Annotated in this window: 22 protein-coding genes and 1 other annotated feature; of the genes, 12 read left to right on the top strand and 10 right to left on the bottom strand. The window is 54.2% G+C overall.

The annotated features are described in order from the left end of the window. Window positions 1-25: 25 nt before the first annotated feature. Window positions 26-1486 carry a cardiolipin synthase gene (cls, locus tag RRF55_RS18445; RefSeq protein ID WP_002910077.1) on the bottom strand — a complete coding sequence of 487 codons (1461 nt, stop codon included), beginning with the start codon at window positions 1484-1486 and terminating at the stop codon, window positions 26-28. A gap of 143 nt (window positions 1487-1629) precedes the next feature. Here cls and RRF55_RS18440 point away from each other — a divergent pair, with 143 nt between their 5' ends. Continuing rightward, entirely contained in the window at window positions 1630-1803 is a 174-nt protein-coding gene (locus RRF55_RS18440; protein WP_004194006.1) for a YciY family protein, read from the top strand. Between the two features lie 502 nt (window positions 1804-2305). Here RRF55_RS18440 and RRF55_RS18435 read toward each other — a convergent pair. The 3 genes from RRF55_RS18435 to RRF55_RS18425 form a co-directional block, all read right to left on the bottom strand. Then, window positions 2306-2953 (bottom strand): YceI family protein, encoded by a 648-nt coding sequence (locus tag RRF55_RS18435; protein ID WP_072196945.1) that lies wholly within the window; start codon window positions 2951-2953, stop codon window positions 2306-2308. Between the two features lie 427 nt (window positions 2954-3380). Further along, complete coding sequence (locus RRF55_RS18430) at window positions 3381-3521, bottom strand: hypothetical protein (protein WP_032103891.1); 141 nt, start codon at window positions 3519-3521, stop codon at window positions 3381-3383. Window positions 3522-3633: 112 nt separating this feature from the next. Beyond that, complete coding sequence (locus RRF55_RS18425; RefSeq protein WP_002910042.1) at window positions 3634-3930, bottom strand: YciI family protein; 297 nt, start codon at window positions 3928-3930, stop codon at window positions 3634-3636. 210 nt (window positions 3931-4140) lie between these two features. On the opposite strand from RRF55_RS18425, the gene tonB reads away from it, so the two are divergent. Then, complete coding sequence (tonB, locus tag RRF55_RS18420) at window positions 4141-4887, top strand: TonB system transport protein TonB (RefSeq protein WP_004145385.1); 747 nt, start codon at window positions 4141-4143, stop codon at window positions 4885-4887. A gap of 43 nt (window positions 4888-4930) precedes the next feature. Here the strand turns inward: tonB and RRF55_RS18415 are convergent, their stop codons facing one another. The 3 genes from RRF55_RS18415 to pfkB form a co-directional block, all read right to left on the bottom strand. Further along, window positions 4931-5803, bottom strand: coding sequence for a fructosamine kinase family protein (locus RRF55_RS18415; protein ID WP_002910036.1), 873 nt, complete (start codon window positions 5801-5803; stop codon window positions 4931-4933). Window positions 5804-5908: 105 nt separating this feature from the next. Beyond that, window positions 5909-6193, bottom strand: coding sequence for a type V toxin-antitoxin system endoribonuclease antitoxin GhoS (gene ghoS / locus RRF55_RS18410; RefSeq protein ID WP_002910033.1), 285 nt, complete (start codon window positions 6191-6193; stop codon window positions 5909-5911). 94 nt (window positions 6194-6287) lie between these two features. Further along, window positions 6288-7220: a 6-phosphofructokinase II gene (gene pfkB / locus RRF55_RS18405; RefSeq protein ID WP_004145382.1), complete on the bottom strand. Its 933-nt coding sequence runs from the start codon at window positions 7218-7220 to the stop codon at window positions 6288-6290. Window positions 7221-7576: 356 nt separating this feature from the next. Here pfkB and RRF55_RS18400 point away from each other — a divergent pair, with 356 nt between their 5' ends. The 10 genes from RRF55_RS18400 to ihfA all read left to right on the top strand — a co-directional run bounded on the left by RRF55_RS18400 (window position 7577) and on the right by ihfA (window position 16441). Next, complete coding sequence (locus RRF55_RS18400; protein WP_002910030.1) at window positions 7577-8335, top strand: DUF481 domain-containing protein; 759 nt, start codon at window positions 7577-7579, stop codon at window positions 8333-8335. A gap of 271 nt (window positions 8336-8606) precedes the next feature. Continuing rightward, on the top strand, window positions 8607-8840 hold the full coding sequence (locus tag RRF55_RS18395; protein WP_002910028.1) for a hypothetical protein: 234 nt from the start codon (window positions 8607-8609) through the stop codon (window positions 8838-8840). Window positions 8841-9272: 432 nt separating this feature from the next. Continuing rightward, on the top strand, window positions 9273-11201 hold the full coding sequence (thrS, locus tag RRF55_RS18390) for a threonine--tRNA ligase (RefSeq protein WP_002910026.1): 1929 nt from the start codon (window positions 9273-9275) through the stop codon (window positions 11199-11201). Window positions 11202-11204: 3 nt separating this feature from the next. Then, window positions 11205-11747, top strand: coding sequence for a translation initiation factor IF-3 (gene infC / locus RRF55_RS18385; RefSeq protein ID WP_004189469.1), 543 nt, complete (start codon window positions 11205-11207; stop codon window positions 11745-11747). Window positions 11748-11839: 92 nt separating this feature from the next. Further along, window positions 11840-12037 (top strand): 50S ribosomal protein L35, encoded by a 198-nt coding sequence (rpmI, locus tag RRF55_RS18380; protein WP_001124225.1) that lies wholly within the window; start codon window positions 11840-11842, stop codon window positions 12035-12037. Window positions 12038-12087: 50 nt separating this feature from the next. Then, window positions 12088-12444 carry a 50S ribosomal protein L20 gene (rplT, locus tag RRF55_RS18375; RefSeq protein ID WP_000124850.1) on the top strand — a complete coding sequence of 119 codons (357 nt, stop codon included), beginning with the start codon at window positions 12088-12090 and terminating at the stop codon, window positions 12442-12444. Window positions 12445-12562: 118 nt separating this feature from the next. Beyond that, window positions 12563-12687, top strand: a sequence feature (Phe leader region). Further along, window positions 12568-12612 carry a pheST operon leader peptide PheM gene (gene pheM / locus RRF55_RS18370; protein ID WP_001386830.1) on the top strand — a complete coding sequence of 15 codons (45 nt, stop codon included), beginning with the start codon at window positions 12568-12570 and terminating at the stop codon, window positions 12610-12612. Its footprint overlaps the feature before it by 45 nt. A 63-nt stretch (window positions 12688-12750) precedes the next feature. Further along, window positions 12751-13734 (top strand): phenylalanine--tRNA ligase subunit alpha, encoded by a 984-nt coding sequence (gene pheS / locus RRF55_RS18365; protein ID WP_020802654.1) that lies wholly within the window; start codon window positions 12751-12753, stop codon window positions 13732-13734. A gap of 15 nt (window positions 13735-13749) precedes the next feature. Further along, window positions 13750-16137 (top strand): phenylalanine--tRNA ligase subunit beta, encoded by a 2388-nt coding sequence (gene pheT / locus RRF55_RS18360; RefSeq protein WP_064153503.1) that lies wholly within the window; start codon window positions 13750-13752, stop codon window positions 16135-16137. A gap of 4 nt (window positions 16138-16141) precedes the next feature. After that, entirely contained in the window at window positions 16142-16441 is a 300-nt protein-coding gene (gene ihfA, locus RRF55_RS18355) for an integration host factor subunit alpha (RefSeq protein WP_002909098.1), read from the top strand. Between the two features lie 52 nt (window positions 16442-16493). On the opposite strand, the gene RRF55_RS18350 is transcribed toward ihfA, so the two are convergent. Genes RRF55_RS18350 through RRF55_RS18340 form a run of 3 tightly spaced genes read right to left on the bottom strand, consistent with a single transcriptional unit; the run spans window position 16494 to window position 19061 of the window. Continuing rightward, on the bottom strand, window positions 16494-16847 hold the full coding sequence (locus tag RRF55_RS18350; RefSeq protein ID WP_021440321.1) for a RidA family protein: 354 nt from the start codon (window positions 16845-16847) through the stop codon (window positions 16494-16496). Then, window positions 16844-18109, bottom strand: a complete 1266-nt coding sequence (locus RRF55_RS18345) for a D-amino acid dehydrogenase (protein WP_323055136.1) — start codon at window positions 18107-18109, stop codon at window positions 16844-16846. The genes RRF55_RS18350 and RRF55_RS18345 overlap by 4 nt, the downstream gene beginning before the upstream one ends. Before the next feature lie 37 nt (window positions 18110-18146). Further along, window positions 18147-19061, bottom strand: a complete 915-nt coding sequence (locus tag RRF55_RS18340; protein ID WP_002909089.1) for a LysR family transcriptional regulator — start codon at window positions 19059-19061, stop codon at window positions 18147-18149. Window positions 19062-19158 lie beyond the last annotated feature (97 nt).

Below are 19158 nucleotides of genomic sequence, written 5' to 3'. Positions count from 1 at the left end.
TCATTCGGTATCTGATGGGCACGTTTTACAGCAACGGGCTGAAGAAGTAAAACAGTCGCTCGGCGATCCGCTGCCACAGCGGACGTTTTAACCAGAGACGGGCATCCAGCAGGCGCGAGCGCGAGATATAATCATCCTGAACCGCCGCCAGATCGCTGCCGAAACCGGCGTCATCGATGACCAGGGTAATCTCGAAGTTGAGCCACAGGCTGCGCATATCCAGGTTGACGGTCCCCACCAGACTTAGCTCGCCATCGACCAGCACGCTCTTGGTATGCAACAGTCCGCCCTCAAACTGATAGATTTTGACCCCGGCCGCCAGCAGCTCGGTGAAGAAGGCCCGGCTGGCCCAGCCTACCAGCAGCGAATCGTTCTTGCGCGGTAAAATAATGCTCACGTCAACGCCGCGCTGGGCGGCGGTACAGATCGCATGCAGCAGGTCGTCGCTGGGTACGAAGTAGGGGGTGGTCATGATCAGATGCTCTTTCGCCGCATAGGCGGCGGTGAGGAGAGCCTGATGAATCAGATCTTCCGGAAAGCCCGGTCCGGAGGCGATCGTGTGAATAGTATGTCCGCTGGCCTCTTCGAACGGCATGATATTGACGTCCGGCGGCGGCGGCAGAATGCGCTTGCCGGTCTCTATTTCCCAGTCGCAGGAGTAGACGATGCCCATCGAGGTCGCCACCGGGCCTTCCATTCGCGCCATTAGATCAATCCACTGTCCGACTCCTGAGTCCTGTTTAAAGTAGCGCGGATCGACCATATTCATGCTGCCGGTGTAGGCGATATAGTTATCGATCATCACCATTTTACGATGCTGACGCAGGTCCATCCGGCGCAGGAATACGCGCATCAGGTTAACCTTAAGAGCTTCGACGACTTCAATACCGGCGTTACGCATCATCGCCGCCCATGGGCTGCGGAAAAAGGCCACGCTGCCCGCGGAGTCGAGCATTAGCCGACAGTGAACCCCGCGGCGAGCGGCGGCCATCAGCGATTCAGCGACGCTGTCGGCCATGCCGCCGGGCTGCCAGATATAAAAGACCATCTCTATGTTGTGACGGGCCAGCTGAATATCGCGGATCAGGGCCTGCATCACGTCGTCAGATTCCGTCAGCAGCTGTAGCTGGTTGCCTTTTACGCCGCCAATGCCCTGACGCCGTTCGCACAGCTTGAACAGGGATTCGGCCACCGGGCTGTTATCTTCCGCGAAGATATGTTTGCAGGCTTTGAGGTCGTTTAGCCACTTGGCCGTCGAGGGCCACATCGCCCTGGCGCGCTCGGCCCGACGCTTGCCGAGATGCAGCTCGCCAAAGGAGAGATAGGCGATGATCCCCACCAGCGGCAGGATATAAATGATCAGCAACCATGCCATGGCGGACGGGACAGCGCGGCGTTTCATTAGAATTCGTAATGTTACACCGGCGATCAACAGCCAGTACCCCAGAATGACCAGCCAGTTCACCACCGTGTAAAAGGTTGTCATAGATGTAAAATCCTTTTGAATGACGATATGTGATGAGTTTACGCATCAGTATTTTTCTGGCAAATAAAAACGCAGCGAAAGCGGTAGTCAGTTGCTGGCAGAGGTTTATAATGGGGGCTGTTTTCACTCGTAGAGTCGTTGCAATGAAGCGTAGTAGAACGGAAGTAGGGCGCTGGCGCATGCTGAGACAGGTGAATCGCCGTAAAGCGCGCTGGCTGGAAGCCCAATCGCGCCGCAATATGCGGATCCTCGCTATCAGGAAGGGACTGGTGAAACGGCAGCGTCATGCCCTGCTGTTTATCTTCCCTGACAGCTAAGCGAGCAGGCAAACGGCACCGTACGCGGTGCCGTTGTCGTTTTCTCTCTGCGCTAAATTCCCGTTGCACATCGCCATAGGGCAATGATGGTTTTTCTTGCTGCGATGCGACGACAAAACAGAGCTCCCGCCTCAGTGAAAAAGAGATGCTACGCCTGGCTTGTAATGACGGACGACAAGATCCAGAGCCAAGTCGTTTGCGGCGCGACAGGAATTAACCGTCAGATAGCATTTATTGCCGCTCAGGGTTTATTGCCGCTCAGGAAGGGCATGGCGTTGTTAAATGCTTAATGATATGACCGGCCAGCTGCGGTAACCAGGCGGGAACTGAGGGAATGAGAAAACAGACTCAGACAGGCAAGGGGGTTATTAAGCGGTCCAGCGCGTTGAAGCTCAATGAACCGACCGATCCTGACCATGAATAATCTGAGCCTGTTATATTATCCAGAGAGGCCATGCAATAAGCATCCTGAATAAAACGCAATCGTTGCGCCAGCTTTTACTTATTTTGCATAGGCTTCCGTGGATAACGTGATGGTGACGTTATCACTTACCGCCGGCACATATTTATCAAGCTTAAAGTCTGAACGTTTTATCACCCCGGTGGCATCAAATCCAATGGCCTCTTTTTTCACCATTGGGTGCATATCCTGCTTATTCAGGACGGCATGCAGGACCACCGGTTTGGTGATGCCTTTAATGGTCAAATTACCTTCCACATCATATTTATTGTCGCCTTTGCTTTCCACTTTGGTACTCTGGAAAGTGGCGTTGGGAAACGTTTTAACATCAAAATACTCTTTGCCTAAAAACTCATCCGTTAACGCCTTGACGTGAGCGTCAATGGTTTTCACTGGCAGCGTGACGTTCACCGAGGATTTCTCCGGATTCTCTTTATCAAAGGCCAGTTTCCCTGAAACATCAGAGATATAGGCGGTAGGGTTTGAGAAGCCGAAATGGTTCCAGGAGATCACAACCGAGGTATGCTGTGGATCAAGACTGTATTCCTTAGCCGCGGCTTGCGACACAGGAATATATAAGGCAAGTACAGAAAGCAATGCGGTTTTTTTCAGGGTATTCACACAATAATCCTCAAAATCGGCAGGTACATAAATGTTAGCCCAAAAAAATACAGGGCTTATTGAAAACATTTGTTATTCCCTTTCAAATTTTTTAATCAAGCAGTGATGCCCCTACTATCACTCTGCGTGAAGTTTACGCAACGAAATTAATAGGCTTTAAAAATGATGCTCAGCAACTTAACGCTGGCAGCGTAGTTAATATCCCTTTATGCCTGCCAGGTAAACCTTTGTCTGCAGGGGTGTTATTTCCACGTGCTTTCAAGCGGCTACGGTCCTGAATATAGCAAGAGGGGCTACGTTCGGTTCCGCGGCATCCGCAGTGGATGCCCAATAATATTTTTTTCGGGCTTTCATGCCTGTCGGGAAGCAACTATCTTTCAGTAATTATTTTCTTTCTATTGCACTGTAGATTTATAGGGCTATATCAGGATGTGCTGACATTAAATGCAAGCGCTAAATAACAACGCGATCCTCCCTAACAGCCTTACACAAGGTATTAGTAATTCACTATCACGCGCGGCGTCGATGTTTTGTCAGCATTTTCTATTGCCGAAAAAAGCGAGGCGATGGTCGATGATGGGGTAGCAGGAGAAGGAGCGTGCTCATCTTCCAGGCTTCTCAGGCGGATAACAGTCAACGCTTTCACGAGGTTAAAAAGGGCGACATTTCAATGTTGTGTACCAAAATGCGCCCTTCATTCTGATGACCTGGGTGTTTTTGTGGTTAGCCAGAAAAAGGAAAGGGTATTTTCAAAAAACCTTTTTGTATGGCTTAACAGAGACCTGGCGGTAAACCCCGGCGGCGATATACGGATCGTCATTGGCCCAGGCCTGGGCCGCTTCCAGCGATTCAAACTCGGCAATCACCGTTGAGCCGCTGAATCCTGCTGCGCCCGGTTCGTTACTGTCAACGGCCGGCATTGGCCCGGCGGTAAGCAGTCGGCCTTCATCGTGTAAGAGTTGTAAACGCGCGAGATGCGCGGGGCGAACCGACAGCCGCTTTTCCAGAGAATCGGCGATATCTTCAGCGTAGATAACGTAAAGCACGGCAAAGCTCCTTATCAATAATCAGGCGAATTACGTTAAGTTAAACAGCGATGGACTGCAATGCAAAGATGCGCTCTGGAGTGGAAAGCACTGCCGACGCAGCTTTTTTCTGCAAATGGCGGCAAAAATTGACTCAGGTTAAGACGCCTTATTGAATATGATTGCTATTTGCATTTAAAATCGGAGCATCATTTTTCAACAGAAACGACTATGAGCGCAATGACCCTTGATTTACCTCGCCGCTTTCCGTGGCCAACGCTGCTGTCCGTGGCTATCCACGGTGCCGTTGTGGCGGGGCTGCTTTATACCTCGGTACATCAGGTTATTGAACAGCCTTCTCCGACGCAGCCGATAGAGATCACAATGGTGGCGCCGGCCGATCTTGAGCCGCCTCCGGCGGCGCAGCCTGTCGTGGAGCCCGTTGTTGAACCCGAACCTGAGCCGGAGCCAGAGGTAGTGCCTGAACCGCCGAAAGAGGCGCCGGTGGTGATCCATAAACCGGAACCTAAGCCGAAGCCCAAACCTAAACCCAAGCCTAAGCCGGAGAAAAAGGTTGAACAGCCGAAGCGGGAAGTGAAGCCGGCTGCAGAGCCGCGTCCGGCCTCGCCGTTTGAAAACAACAATACGGCGCCGGCGCGTACAGCGCCAAGCACCTCGACCGCAGCGGCTAAACCCACCGTTACTGCTCCAAGCGGCCCGCGGGCGATCAGCCGCGTTCAGCCGTCCTATCCGGCGCGCGCTCAGGCGCTGCGCATAGAAGGTACGGTACGGGTGAAGTTTGACGTTTCGCCTGATGGCCGCATTGATAATCTGCAGATCCTCTCTGCTCAGCCGGCGAATATGTTCGAACGCGAGGTGAAAAGCGCGATGCGCAGATGGCGTTATCAGCAGGGAAGACCGGGTACCGGCGTAACGATGACCATCAAATTCCGCCTGAACGGCGTCGAGATTAACTGATAAAACGCTGCGGCGGACCGGCAAGGTCCGCCGTGAAGCTTGTTTAACGCATTTTCTCCATCAATACATCATCCAGCGCCTGCTGGGCCGTTACCAGGTGCTGGCCGCCAAACAAAATCGCTCTGTTCAGCAGAGTATAAAGCTGATAAATCGGCTGACGATCGAGAAAACCCGACGGCAGAGGCGAAACGGACTGATAGCCGTCATAGATTTGCGGGGGCTGTTCCGGATGCATCGGCAGCATGGCTAAATCGCACTCGCGGTCGCCCCAGTAGCAGGCGGGATCGAATATATAGGGGCCATCCGGCCCTAAGGCGCAGTTGCCGGACCACAGATCCCCGTGCAGCAGCGAAGGCTGCGGCTGATGGTTGGCCAGTCGCTGCTGTACCATATCGACTAAGGTATCGATATCGCCAAAGTGCAATCCCTTCTCCGCCGCGAGCTCCAGCTGCCAGCCGATACGCTGCTCGGCAAAAAAAACCGACCAGCGACGCTGCCAGGCGTTGGGCTGCGGCGTGGTGGAAAGATCGTTATCAAAATCCAGACCGAACTGCGGCTGATCGCTCCACTGATGGAGGTGGGCTAGCTGCTGGCCAAGCAGAAACGCATTGTGCGCATCCAGCGGACGGGGAGGGAGGTACTCCATGACCACGAAGCTATAGTCGCGATCGCTGCCGACGGCAAAGACCTGCGGTACGCGAACGGTTTTGCTTCGCGACAGCAGCTCCAGCTGATCGGACTCGGCGGTGAAGATAGGCAGAAGTTCCCGTTCGTCGCATTTCACGAAGTAATCTTTCCCGCCGAAGCGTAAATGCCAGGCGGAATGGATCTCTCCACCGGGCAGCTCGGTTTTCAGTTCGATTTCAGCGTCTTCGGTATGCCAATCGCGTAAAAGAGTACTGATTGCTTGCCACATGCTGTCTCTCCCCATGTTTTCCACCATATCATAAGGTTAGCGCATTACTACCGGGTAAACCTGGAACTGACGCACAACTGACGCTTTCCGTTGCGCTAAACGCACTTATTGAGCTTTTAACCACTCGGCGAATGTGGCCACAGCGATTTCCGCCGGGCGGCCAAGGGCCGCTTCCGCCAGGCCGGCGCTGAGGGCCTTAACTTCCTCGGCCGTCTGGCCGCTCAGCAGGCCGAAGGTGTTGGTACCCAGCTCATGGGGCGTGCCCTCTTCATCATTAAGCGTCAGTACAAACCCGGCACGGGTAAAATGGTTGCTTACCTCATTGATCTCCGTCAGCGCCTGTTCATGGAAGGTCACGCTGACGACCCAGGCGGTAATCTCATTGCTCATCTCTACACCCCGTTGTTATGCATGGCCTTTCCAGCATAGACCATTCTGCTTATATTGTGATTCCCCTCCGCCGGCGCGGAGGGGGCAGGGAAGATCAACGCCCGCAGAGATAATCATAGATTTTTTGCGTATTGGCCCGCGAGCAGAGGCGGGTGCCCTGGTTGATGGTCGCGGCGCTACCGGCGGCGACGCCAAAGCGTACCATGTCTTCAAGGCTGGCGTTTTCCGCCAGACGCAAGGTCATGGCGCCCACCATGCTGTCGCCAGCGCCGACGGTGCTCTGGCTTTTCATCGGTGGCGGCACTACCTGAACGCTGCCGCTGGCGTCCACGCCTAATGCCCCCTGCGGACCCAGGGAGACCACCACCCGGCGCACTTTACCGGACTGGATCAACGACTGAGCGGCAAGGCGCACGTCATCGGGTTGGCTGAGATCGCGCTGCACGAGGGCGCTAAGCTCTTTCTGGTTCGGTTTCACCAGCTCAATATTGCCGACGTCCAGCGCGGCGGCCAGCGCATCGCCGGAACTGTCAATGATGCAGCGCAGTCCCTGCTGTTGCGCATTTTTCACCAGCTGCATCAGATTATCGACGCTAATACCTGGCGGCAGGCTGCCGCTGACCACCAGCAGAGAGCCGGGTTCGATAGTCAGAACCTTCTCTTCCAGACGGCGGAATTCATCGTCCGTCAGTGCCGCGCCGGGCATAACGAAGCGATACTGTTCGCCGCTGGCGGCCACGTGGACGTGCAGGTTTTGCCGCGTCCAGTCGCGGGTTTCGACTGTCTCGACCGGCACCTGCTCATCGGCCAGCAGGGCGGCAAGATGCTCGCCGGTAGCGCCACCGACCGGGAAAATGGCGGTGGCTTTGCCGCCGAGAAAGGTCACGGCGCGGGCCACATTGATCCCGCCGCCGCCAGGTTCAAATACCGGCGCGCTGCAGCGAAGTTTGCCTTCCGGGTAGATCTGTGGGGTTTGCGTGGCGCTATCCAGCGAGGGGGCCAGCGTGAGCGTGTAAATTTTGGTCATTCCTTCTCCTCCTTAATACGGCGACTGTCGTTAATTTAAGCATGGCACGATGACTCGGGGAGGGAAAGTCCAGTTCCTGACAGTTTTGCAAAGATGCCTCTATTTTCATTATGAAATAAAGATTGTTTCCGGAGCTGTCTTATTCAAAAAACGAAAGAGTAAGTGATTGCTATGTTATTCGTGCTTTTTTATAATTTGCTACCTTTCTTAGGACCTGCACTCCGCGATCCTCGCGAAAGTTTCCGGGACCCTCAGGTCTCTTTTATGTTGTACGGACGCTAAATTCAATGAGCCGGCGAGATTATGCCTGTTCATCATTTGTACTGTCCTAAAAAAATGTATTTTAGAGAGTTATAATGAAGCTTTTAAAGACAGTACCCGCAGCGGTTATGCTGGCGGGGGGGCTTTTTGCGTCTGTTGGCGCAATGGCCGATGATTCTGTATTTACCGTCATGGATGACCCTTCCGCTGCCAAAAAACCGTTCGAAGGGGTGGTTAACGCAGGCTACCTGGCGCAGTCCGGCAACACCAAGAGCTCTTCGATGACGGCGGATTCCACCCTGACCTGGTATGGTAATACCACCGCCTGGTCGCTGTGGGGCAACGCCAGCAACACATCGTCCAATGATGAGCGATCCTCAGAAAAATATGCTGTCGGCGGACGTAGCCGCTACAACCTGACCGATATGAACTATGTCTTTGGTCAGGGTAGCTGGCTAACTGACCGCTACAACGGCTATCAACAGCGCGATGTTGTGACGGCGGGCTATGGTCGTCAGATCCTCAACGGGCCGGTGCACAGTCTGCGGTTTGAATTCGGTCCTGGCGTTCGCTATGACGAATATACCGACGGGGATACTGATACCCAGCCGCTGGGTTATGCTTCGGGTACCTGGGCCTGGCAGATGACCGATAACGCCAAATTTTCGCAAGGGGTATCGGTGTTCGGCGCCGAGGATACCACGGTCAACTCAGAGAGCGCGTTAAACGTGGCGATTAACGCCCATTTCGCCCTGAAGGTCGCCTACAACGTGACCTGGAACTCTGAGCCGCCTGCGTCCGCGCCGGAGCATACCGATCGCCGGACCTCGCTCTCCCTCGGGTATAAGATGTAATATTTCAGGCCGGGTTTTCCCCGGCCTGTTCGTTTTGGTTTTAGCAATTAGTGATATTATTTTTTCTGGCCGTTCGTTTTACTTTTTGTAAAAAGGAAATAGCCCTCCATTTTTTCTCCATTATTCACGGGCGCCTGACAAATATTCATTCTATTTGACACAAATAGCTAAATATTCGACGGACAAATATGTGATCTGGATCTATACTAACAACCACTGACCGGAGGGCGACATTGCCCGGTCTGTTTTCCGTAATAAGAGAATTAACATCATGAAAAACAATCGATATACCATCGCAGCCCTGGCGCTGTGCGTGCTTTCTTTTGGCGCATCAGCCGCCACGCCCGTTCCGCCATCGGGTCATCAGGATCATACCCAGGTAGGTATCGCCAAAGCCTCTGACGTTGAGGCTGGTTCGAATATTGCGCCCGGCGCCCCTACCACCGGAAAATCCATGAACGACGCCTTTAATGTGCATACGCTGGTGGCCGGCGAGTGGTCTTAATATTGCAGGCTATCGTTTCGCGAGCGGTCTAATAAGCCGGGTTAAGTGGTACCGGTTTAATGGCCCGCGGTATACATTCAGCAGGCAATATCTCCACGTCTCTTTTATCATGTCCGAATAATATCGTCCGGCGCCATTGGCCAATATTACCGCGCCACATCGCTTATATTCTGCTTTTTTATCCGTGGCCCTCTTGTTTTCTCCGCATTCCGCCATCATTTATGCTGTCGCGGCTTTAATCACGTACCAATGATGTGTAAACTACTCCCCGGTGTTATCAGCAGGCGGTTGCAGGGGGGAGCGATCGTTCCGGTCGTGCTCCTATTTTCGCAGAGTGAAGCGGGAACTGCGCCTTAACCTGATGATAATTATGATTATATAGTTTTGTATGTGCTCTTTCGTGCGGGGCACCACTGCAAATAAGGACATAAAATGCCTGTAATTACGCTTCCTGATGGCAGCCAACGCCATTTTGACCACGCAGTTAGTCCGATGGATGTCGCGCTGGATATCGGTCCAGGCCTGGCGAAAGCCACCATTGCCGGGCGGGTAAACGGTGAACTGGTAGACGCCTGTGACCCGATCGAATCCGATTCCACTCTCTCTATCATCACCGCGAAAGATGAAGAAGGGCTGGAGATCATTCGTCACTCCTGCGCGCACCTGTTAGGCCATGCCATCAAACAGCTGTGGCCCAACACCAAAATGGCTATCGGTCCGGTTGTCGATAATGGTTTCTACTATGACGTAGACCTCGACCATACCCTGACCCAGGAAGATATCGACGCGCTCGAAAAACGTATGCATGAGCTCGCCGAGAAAAACTACGACGTTATCAAGAAGAAAGTGAGCTGGCATGAAGCGCGTGAAACCTTCGTGAAACGCGGCGAAAGCTATAAAGTTTCTATTCTTGATGAAAACATTGCCCATGATGACAAGCCTGGCCTGTATCATCATGAAGAATATATCGATATGTGCCGCGGTCCGCACGTACCGAACATGCGCTTCTGCCATCACTTTAAGCTGATGAAAACCGCCGGCGCCTACTGGCGCGGCGACAGCAACAATAAAATGTTGCAGCGTATCTACGGCACCGCGTGGGCAGATAAAAAAGCGCTGAATGCCTACCTGCAGCGTCTGGAAGAAGCCGCCAAGCGTGACCACCGTAAAATCGGTAAGCAGCTCGACCTGTATCACATGCAGGAAGAGGCGCCGGGGATGGTGTTCTGGCACAATGACGGCTGGACCATCTTCCGTGAACTGGAAACGTTTGTTCGTTCTAAACTGAAAGAGTACCAGTATCAGGAAGTAAAAGGTCCGTTCATGATGGACCGTGTGCTGTGGGAAAAAACCGGCCACTGGGACAACTACAAAGATGCGATGTTCACCACCTCTTCTGAGAACCGTGAATACTGTATCAAGCCGATGAACTGCCCGGGTCACGTGCAGATCTTCAACCAGGGGCTGAAATCCTACCGCGACCTGCCGCTGCGTATGGCGGAATTCGGTAGCTGCCACCGTAACGAACCGTCTGGCGCGCTGCATGGTCTGATGCGCGTGCGCGGCTTTACCCAGGATGATGCGCATATCTTCTGTACTGAAGATCAGGTTCGCGATGAAGTGAACGCCTGTATTCGTATGGTCTACGATATGTATAGCACCTTTGGCTTCGAGAAGATCGTCGTCAAACTGTCGACTCGCCCGGAAAAACGTATCGGTAGCGACGAGACCTGGGATCGCGCGGAAGCGGATCTGGCGGTGGCGCTGGAAGAAAATAACATCCCATTTGAATATCAACTGGGTGAAGGGGCGTTCTACGGCCCGAAAATTGAATTTACCCTGTATGACTGCCTCGATCGTGCATGGCAGTGCGGTACCGTACAGCTGGACTTTTCTCTGCCGCAGCGTTTAAGCGCCTCCTATGTGGGCGAAAACAACGAGCGTCAGGTGCCGGTCATGATTCACCGTGCGATTCTCGGTTCTCTGGAGCGCTTCATTGGCATCCTGACCGAAGAGTTCGCAGGCTTCTTCCCAACCTGGATTGCACCAGTGCAGGTAGTGGTCATGAATATTACCGATTCTCAGGCTGAATACGTTAACGAATTGACGCGTAAACTACAAAATGCGGGCATTCGTGTAAAAGCAGACTTGAGAAATGAGAAGATTGGCTTTAAAATCCGCGAGCACACTTTACGTCGTGTCCCGTATATGTTGGTCTGTGGCGACAAAGAAGTCGAAGCCGGCAAAGTGGCCGTGCGCACCCGTCGCGGTAAAGACCTCGGCAGCATGGACGTAAATGAAGTGATCGAGAAGCTGCAACAAGAGATTCGCAGCCGCAGTCTTCAACAACTGGAGGAATAAGGTATTAAAGGCGGAAAACGAGTTCAAACGGCACGTCCGAATCGTATTAATGGCGAGATTCGCGCCCAGGAAGTTCGCTTAACAGGTCTGGAAGGTGAGCAGCTGGGAATTGTGAGTCTGAGAGAAGCTATCGAAAAGGCTGAAGAGGCTGGAGTAGATTTAGTTGAAATCAGCCCTAACGCCGAGCCGCCAGTTTGTCGTATCATGGACTACGGCAAGTTCCTTTATGAAAAGAGTAAGTCTTCTAAGGAACAGAAGAAGAAGCAGAAAGTTATCCAGGTTAAGGAAATTAAATTCCGCCCTGGTACTGATGAAGGTGACTATCAGGTAAAACTCCGCAGCCTGATTCGCTTTCTCGAAGATGGCGATAAGGCCAAGATCACGCTGCGTTTCCGCGGTCGTGAGATGGCCCACCAGCAGATCGGTATGGAAGTGCTTAACCGCGTGAAAGACGATCTGGTTGAACTGGCAGTAGTCGAATCCTTCCCAACGAAGATCGAAGGCCGCCAGATGATCATGGTGCTCGCTCCTAAGAAGAAACAGTAAGGCCATCAAGAAACATTTCCGGTGGGCTTCGGCTCACTGGTTTTGTTCGCCTTTGTTTCGTTTATTAACAATGCGAAGTGGAAGTTATTAAAATGCCAAAAATTAAGACCGTACGCGGTGCTGCTAAGCGCTTCAAAAAAACCGGTAAAGGTGGTTTTAAGCACAAGCACGCTAACCTGCGTCACATTCTGACTAAAAAAGCTACCAAGCGTAAACGTCACCTGCGTCCGAAAGCCATGGTTTCCAAAGGCGATCTGGGCCTGGTTATCGCGTGCCTGCCGTACGCATAAGTCGTTAACGTTTAACTTTTTTAACTTAGAATAGATACAGGAGAGCACACATGGCTCGCGTAAAACGTGGTGTAATTGCACGTGCACGTCACAAGAAAATTTTGAAACAAGCTAAAGGCTACTACGGTGCGCGTTCTCGCGTATACCGCGTTGCCTTCCAGGCTGTTATCAAAGCTGGTCAGTACGCTTACCGTGACCGTCGTCAACGTAAACGTCAGTTCCGTCAACTGTGGATTGCACGTATCAACGCAGCAGCACGTCAGAACGGTATTTCTTACAGCAAATTCATCAATGGCCTGAAAAAAGCCTCTGTTGAAATCGACCGTAAGATCCTGGCTGACATCGCTGTATTCGACAAAGTAGCGTTCACCGCTCTGGTCGAAAAAGCGAAAGCAGCTCTGGCATAAGCCAGTTGAAAGAGGGAGCTTGTCTCCCTCTTTTCGTTTCAACACCATCAATACATTGACTTTTATCGGCGCAGGCTTTTCAATACAGCTCTGACGTTTCTTACCAGACAAGGTAATGCAAGCATGAATGCTGCTATTTTCCGCTTCTTTTTTTACTTTAGCACCTGAACTCAGGGGGCTTGCGCGTGAAAGAAGAAACGGAAAACAGCGCCAGAAAGCCTCCCCTGTGGAGGCTTTTTTCGTATATGAATTCGGAATATTAATTTCACTATAACCGGTGTCTGCACCGACATAATGAGGAAAACCATGTCACATCTCGCAGAGCTGGTTGCCAGTGCCAAGGCAGCCATTAACGAGGCATCAGATGTTGCTGCGCTGGACAACGTCCGCGTGGAATACCTGGGTAAAAAAGGGCATCTGACCCTGCAAATGACCACCCTGCGTGAGCTGCCGGCGGAAGAGCGTCCGGCAGCCGGTGCGGTCATCAACGAGGCGAAAGAGCAGGTGCAGCAGGCGCTGAACGCGCGTAAAGCTGAACTGGAAGGCGCAGCGCTGAATGCGCGTCTGGCCGCAGAGACCATTGACGTCTCGCTGCCGGGTCGCCGCATTGAAAACGGCGGCCTGCATCCGGTTACTCGCACCATCGACCGTATTGAAAGTTTCTTCGGTGAGCTCGGCTTTACCGTGGCGACGGGCCCGGAAATCGAAGACGATTACCACAACTTCGATGCGCTGAATATTCCGGGTCACCATCCGGCGCGCGCTGACCACGACACTTTCTGGTTCGATGCCACTCGCCTGCTGCGTACGCAGACCTCCGGCGTGCAGATCCGCACCATGGAAAACCAGCAGCCGCCTATCCGTATTATCGCGCCGGGCCGCGTCTATCGTAACGACTACGATCAGACCCATACCCCGATGTTCCATCAGATGGAAGGTCTGATCGTTGATAAAAATATCAGCTTCACCAACCTGAAAGGGACGCTGCACGACTTCCTGAACAACTTCTTTGAAGAAGATCTGCAGGTCCGCTTCCGTCCGTCCTACTTCCCGTTCACCGAACCGTCTGCGGAAGTTGACGTGATGGGTAAAAACGGCAAATGGCTGGAAGTGCTGGGCTGCGGGATGGTGCACCCGAACGTGCTGCGTAACGTGGGTATCGATCCGGAAGTCTACTCCGGCTTCGCCTTCGGCATGGGCATGGAGCGTCTGACCATGCTGCGCTATGGCGTCACCGATCTGCGCGCGTTCTTCGAAAACGATCTGCGTTTCCTCAAACAGTTTAAATAAGGGCAGGACAGAACAATGAAATTCAGTGAACTGTGGTTACGCGAATGGGTTAACCCGGCGATCGACAGCGAAGCGCTTTCCGATCAGATCACCATGGCGGGCCTCGAAGTAGATGGCGTTGAGCCGGTCGCCGGCAGCTTCAACGGCGTCGTAGTCGGGGAAGTGGTGGAGTGCGGTCAGCACCCGAACGCCGACAAACTGCGCGTCACCAAAGTCAACGTCGGCGGCGAACGCCTGCTGGACATCGTCTGCGGCGCGCCAAACTGCCGTCAGGGGCTAAAGGTCGCGGTAGCCACCATCGGCGCCGTGCTGCCGGGCGATTTCAAAATCAAGGCCGCGAAGTTGCGCGGCGAGCCGTCTGAGGGGATGCTGTGCTCCTTCTCCGAGCTGGGTATTTCCGACGACCATAGCGGTATCATCGAGCTGCCGGCAGATGCGTCCATCGGCACCGATATTCGCGAATACCTCAAGCTTGACGATAACACCATCGAAATCAGCGTCACGCCAAACCGCGCCGACTGCCTGGGCATCATTGGCGTGGCGCGCGATGTCGCTGTCCTGAACAAAGCGCCGCTGAACGCGCCGGAAATCACGCCGGTTGCCGCGACGATTGACGACGTGCTGCCGATTCAGGTTGACGCGCCGCAGGCTTGCCCGCGCTATCTGGGGCGCGTGGTGAAAGGTATCAACGTCAAAGCGCCGACGCCGCTGTGGATGAAAGAGAAGCTGCGCCGCTGCGGGATCCGCTCCATCGACGCGGTGGTTGACGTGACCAACTATGTGCTGCTTGAGCTGGGCCAGCCGATGCACGCCTTTGACCGCGACCGTATTGAAGGCGGGATCGTGGTGCGCATGGCGAAAGAAGGGGAAACCCTGGTCCTGCTCGATGGCTCTGAAGCAAAGCTCGACAGCGACACGCTGGTCATTGCAGACCATAACAAAGCGCTGGCGATGGGGGGGATCTTCGGCGGGGAACACTCCGGCGTTAACGACGAAACCCAAAACGTGCTGCTGGAATGCGCGTTCTTCAGCCCGCTGTCCATTACCGGCCGCGCGCGCCGTCATGGCCTGCACACCGATGCCTCTCACCGCTATGAGCGCGGCGTCGATCCGGCCCTGCAGTATAAAGCGCTGGAGCGTGCAACCCGTCTGCTGATCGACCTCTGCGGCGGTGAAGCCGGCCCGGTCATTGACGTTACCAGCAAAGAGAATCTACCAACACGCGCCACCATTACGCTGCGTCGCAGCAAGCTGGATCGCCTGATTGGCCACCATATCGCTGACGCGCAGGTCACCGACATTCTGCAGCGCCTCGGCTGCGAAGTGACGGTTGGCGAGGGCGAATGGCAGGCGGTTGCGCCGAGCTGGCGTTTCGACATGGAGATCGAAGAAGATCTGGTTGAAGAAGTGGCTCGCGTTTACGGCTACAACAACATTCCTGACGAGCCGGTGCAGGCGGGTCTGATCATGGGAACCCACCGCGAAGCGGACCTGTCGCTGAAGCGCGTGAAAACGCTGCTGAACGACAAAGGCTATCAGGAAGTGATCACCTACAGCTTCGTCGACCCGAAAGTCCAGCAGCTGATCCACGCCGGGGAAGAGGCGCTGATCCTGCCAAGCCCGATCTCCAGCGAAATGTCGGCGATGCGCCTGTCGCTGTGGACCGGCCTGCTGGGCACCGTGGTCTACAACCAGAACCGTCAGCAGAGCCGGGTGCGCATCTTTGAGAGCGGCCTGCGCTTTGTGCCGGACACCAATGCGCCGCTGGGCATTCGTCAGGATGTGATGCTGGCCGGGGCGATCTGCGGCAACCGCTACGAAGAGCACTGGACACTGGCGAAAGAGACGGTCGATTTCTATGATCTGAAAGGCGATCTGGAAGCCGTTCTGGATTTAACCGGAAAATTGGCGGATATCGAATTCCGTGCTGAAGCGACCACCGCGCTGCATCCGGGACAATCCGCAGCGATTTATCTTAAAGGTGAACGCATTGGTTTCATTGGGGTTGTTCATCCTGAGCTGGAACGTAAACTGGATCTGAACGGTCGCACTCTGGTGTTCGAACTGGAGTGGAACAAGCTCGCAGACCGCGTGGTGCCTCAGGCGCGCGATATTTCCCGCTTCCCGGCGAACCGTCGCGACATCGCGGTGCTGGTCGCGGAAAACGTGGCTGCCGCCGATGTTTTAGCCGAATGTAAGAAAGTTGGCGTAAATCAGGTAGTTGGCGTAAACTTATTTGACGTGTACCGTGGTAAGGGTGTGGCGGAAGGGTATAAGAGCCTTGCGATTAGCCTGATCCTGCAGGATACCAGCCGTACACTCGAAGAAGAGGAGATTGCCGCTACCGTTGCCAGATGTGTAGAGGCATTAAAAGAGCGATTCCAGGCATCATTGAGGGATTGAACCTATGGCGCTTACAAAAGCTGAAATGTCAGAATATCTGTTTGATAAGCTTGGGCTTAGCAAGCGGGATGCCAAAGAACTGGTCGAGTTGTTTTTCGAAGAGATCCGTCGTGCTCTGGAAAACGGAGAACAGGTCAAACTCTCCGGGTTCGGCAACTTCGATTTGCGGGATAAAAACCAACGCCCGGGACGTAACCCGAAGACGGGGGAGGATATTCCCATTACAGCCCGGCGCGTGGTGACCTTCAGACCCGGTCAGAAGCTGAAAAGCCGTGTCGAAAACGCGTCGCCGAAAGACAAATAATCTGAACTAATTAAAAAGGCCGCATTGCGGCCTTTTTCTTTTCTGTCAATCTTTACGCTTTGACGGCGGTGAGCATGATCTCCACCAGGATTTCTGGTCGCGCCATCTCCGCCTGCACGGCCGCTCGTGCCGGGCTATAGCCTTCCGGCATCCATTGCACCCACACCTCATTGAATGCGGCAAAGTCACGCTCGATATTTTTCAACCAGATCTGCGCGGAGAGAATGTGCTGCTTATCGCTCCCGGCTGCGGCCAGCAGCGCGTCGATCTTCTCCAGTACTTCACGGGTTTGTAAAACGATATCGTCTTCATTGCTTTTTGGCGTCTGCCCGGAGAGGAACAGCAGATCGCCATACGCAACGCTGGCGGAAAGACGAGGTTGTGGATTATTGCGAATAATTGTCATGCGGTTTGTTTCCATGTGAGACCTTCTAAAGAAATGTCTGGCATCTGATTATCGATTAACGCGCCCAGCACCACCGCGCTGCCGGCGGCGAGAGTAAAGCCGAGGCTACCCTGGCCGAGGTTCATCCACAGGTTGGGGTAGCTGGCGCGTCCCAGCATCGGCGGGCCGGCTGGCGTTGACGGGCGCATGCCGGTCCAGACTTCGGCCTCGTCCAGCCCCTCCAGTTCAGGAAAGCTGCGGGCGACGATGTTCTTCAGCGCCTGAATGCGGCATTCGCGCAGTTCGTCGCCGTCGTAGCCGATGTCCACCATCGCCGCGATGCGCAGCTGTTGGCCAAGGCGGGCATAAACGATTTTGTGCCCGTAGTCGGTGACGCTGATGTCAGGGGCAATACCTGCTTTTTCAGGATAGGGCAGGGTCAGGCTGTACCCCTTCAGGGCGCACAGCGGCACGCGAACCCCCAGATGCCCAAGCAGAGAACCACTGCCGTTACCGGCGGCGACGACATACTCATCGCCGGTGAGGGTCCCCTGACTGGTCTCCAGGCTGCTGATGCGTCCCCCGCGCTTATGGAGTCGCCGCACCTCACACTGGGTCAGCAGGCTAAAGTCGCTGCTGGCATTGAGCTTGTCGAGCAGGGCAAGGCAGAACTGATGACAATCTGCCGTTTCATCGCCTGGCGAATAGATTCCGCCCTGCAGAGAAGGACTAATATGTTTGAGCGCCGGCTCCAGCTGCAGGCAGGCTTCAGCATTCAGCGCCTGCTGATACTGAGGATCAATCCCTTTTGCTGCTTTATTAAAATCATATTCGCGACGATGGATAATTAATTTTCCGCTGCGCCGCCAGTGGAAATCGGCAAGATTATCCTCATCCCGCCACGCCTGCATGACCTGACGGCTGAGCAGCGACAGGCGTAAAATATGGTCGCCATTCATTTTATTGGTCTGGTTATTACAGGCGCGCAGAAACTGCAGCAGCCAGCGCCACTGCTGGAGAGACATCCTGAGACGCATATTCAGCGGCGAATCGGCTTTGCCCATCCATTTCATTCCCTGCAGGGGAACGCCGCTGTCGGCAAGGGGGGCGACGTAGCGGTAACTTAATTGTCCGCCGTTGGCAAAACTGGTGGCGCTGCCCGGTTCGGCATTGCGCTCCAGTAATTGCACCTGATGGCCGCGCTTGATCAGTTCCCAGGCCGTGGCCAGACCGACCACGCCGCCGCCGATAATGACAATGCGTTTGTTCATAACCCGATATATCCACCGCTGATAAATTTATCGGGTTATGTCAAAGCATTTACCCCAGCGGCGCAATTGACTTTTTATGGTCAGGGTATAACCGCAGGTTAATCTCCTTGAGCTGCTGGCGCAGACGCTGGCAGAGAAAATCGACGAACTTTTGCGCCATCGGGCTCAGGGAAACGTCGGCCCGGCGTAACAGACAGAGGTTAATCGCCATCGGCGGCGTAATGGGATGGATCATCTCCGGGGCCAGGTTGTGCTGGGCGGAGAAGATATCAGTGATGCTGCAGCCCATGCCGCGCTTCACGAACTCGGTGGCCATATAGTAGGTCTGGACGTTTAGCCGGGTGGTGGAAAAGTCGCGACGGGTGGCGATGGCGGCAGAGAGCGAGTGCGGTCCCGGCGAGATCCAGCGCTGCTGGTCGATCTGGTCGATCTCCACCGCCCCCTGACGATAATGACGGTCGATGTACACCAGCGGTACTTCGGCAATCAGGGTGGTCAGGATCTCTCCCTGCTGCACCGGCTGTAGCGTCAGCGCCAAATCTATCTCGCGCAAATCCAGTTTTTTGACCAGCGTCTCGGTGTGCTCGGTAGTGAGCGTCATCACCAGGTTGCTGTTTTGCTGATAAAAGTCGGTCACCAGCTCCGGCACCAGGCTTAACCCCAGGCTTGGCAGACAGCCTAAAGTGATCTTGGCGCGCGGATCGCGAGCCAGGTTGTCGGCCAGCAGGCGCAGGTTGTCCAGGTCCTGATAAATGCTCTGCGCTTTTTCGAAAAGTGTGATCGCCTCGCTGGTCGGCAGCAGCTTGCCGCGCACCCGCTGAAACAGGGTAAAACCCAGCTTCATTTCGGCGCTTTTTAACGCTTTGCTGGCCGCGGGCTGGGAGATATTGAGCGCTTCCGCCGCCCGCGATAAAGAGCCGCAGGTCATGACGGCATAGAAGATTTCCAGATGACGCAGTTTCATGAACAGTTAACTCAGGGTTATAGCCTACCGATAAAAAGTCATTTTCTACTAACACTAAGTTAACATAGATTTAATCACCAATCAGCGCATTGGTTAC

The sequence above is a fragment of the Klebsiella sp. K47 genome (assembly GCF_051858335.1).
GTDB lineage: Bacteria > Pseudomonadota > Gammaproteobacteria > Enterobacterales > Enterobacteriaceae > Klebsiella > Klebsiella pneumoniae.
This window is presented reverse-complemented; position numbering and strand designations above follow the sequence as displayed.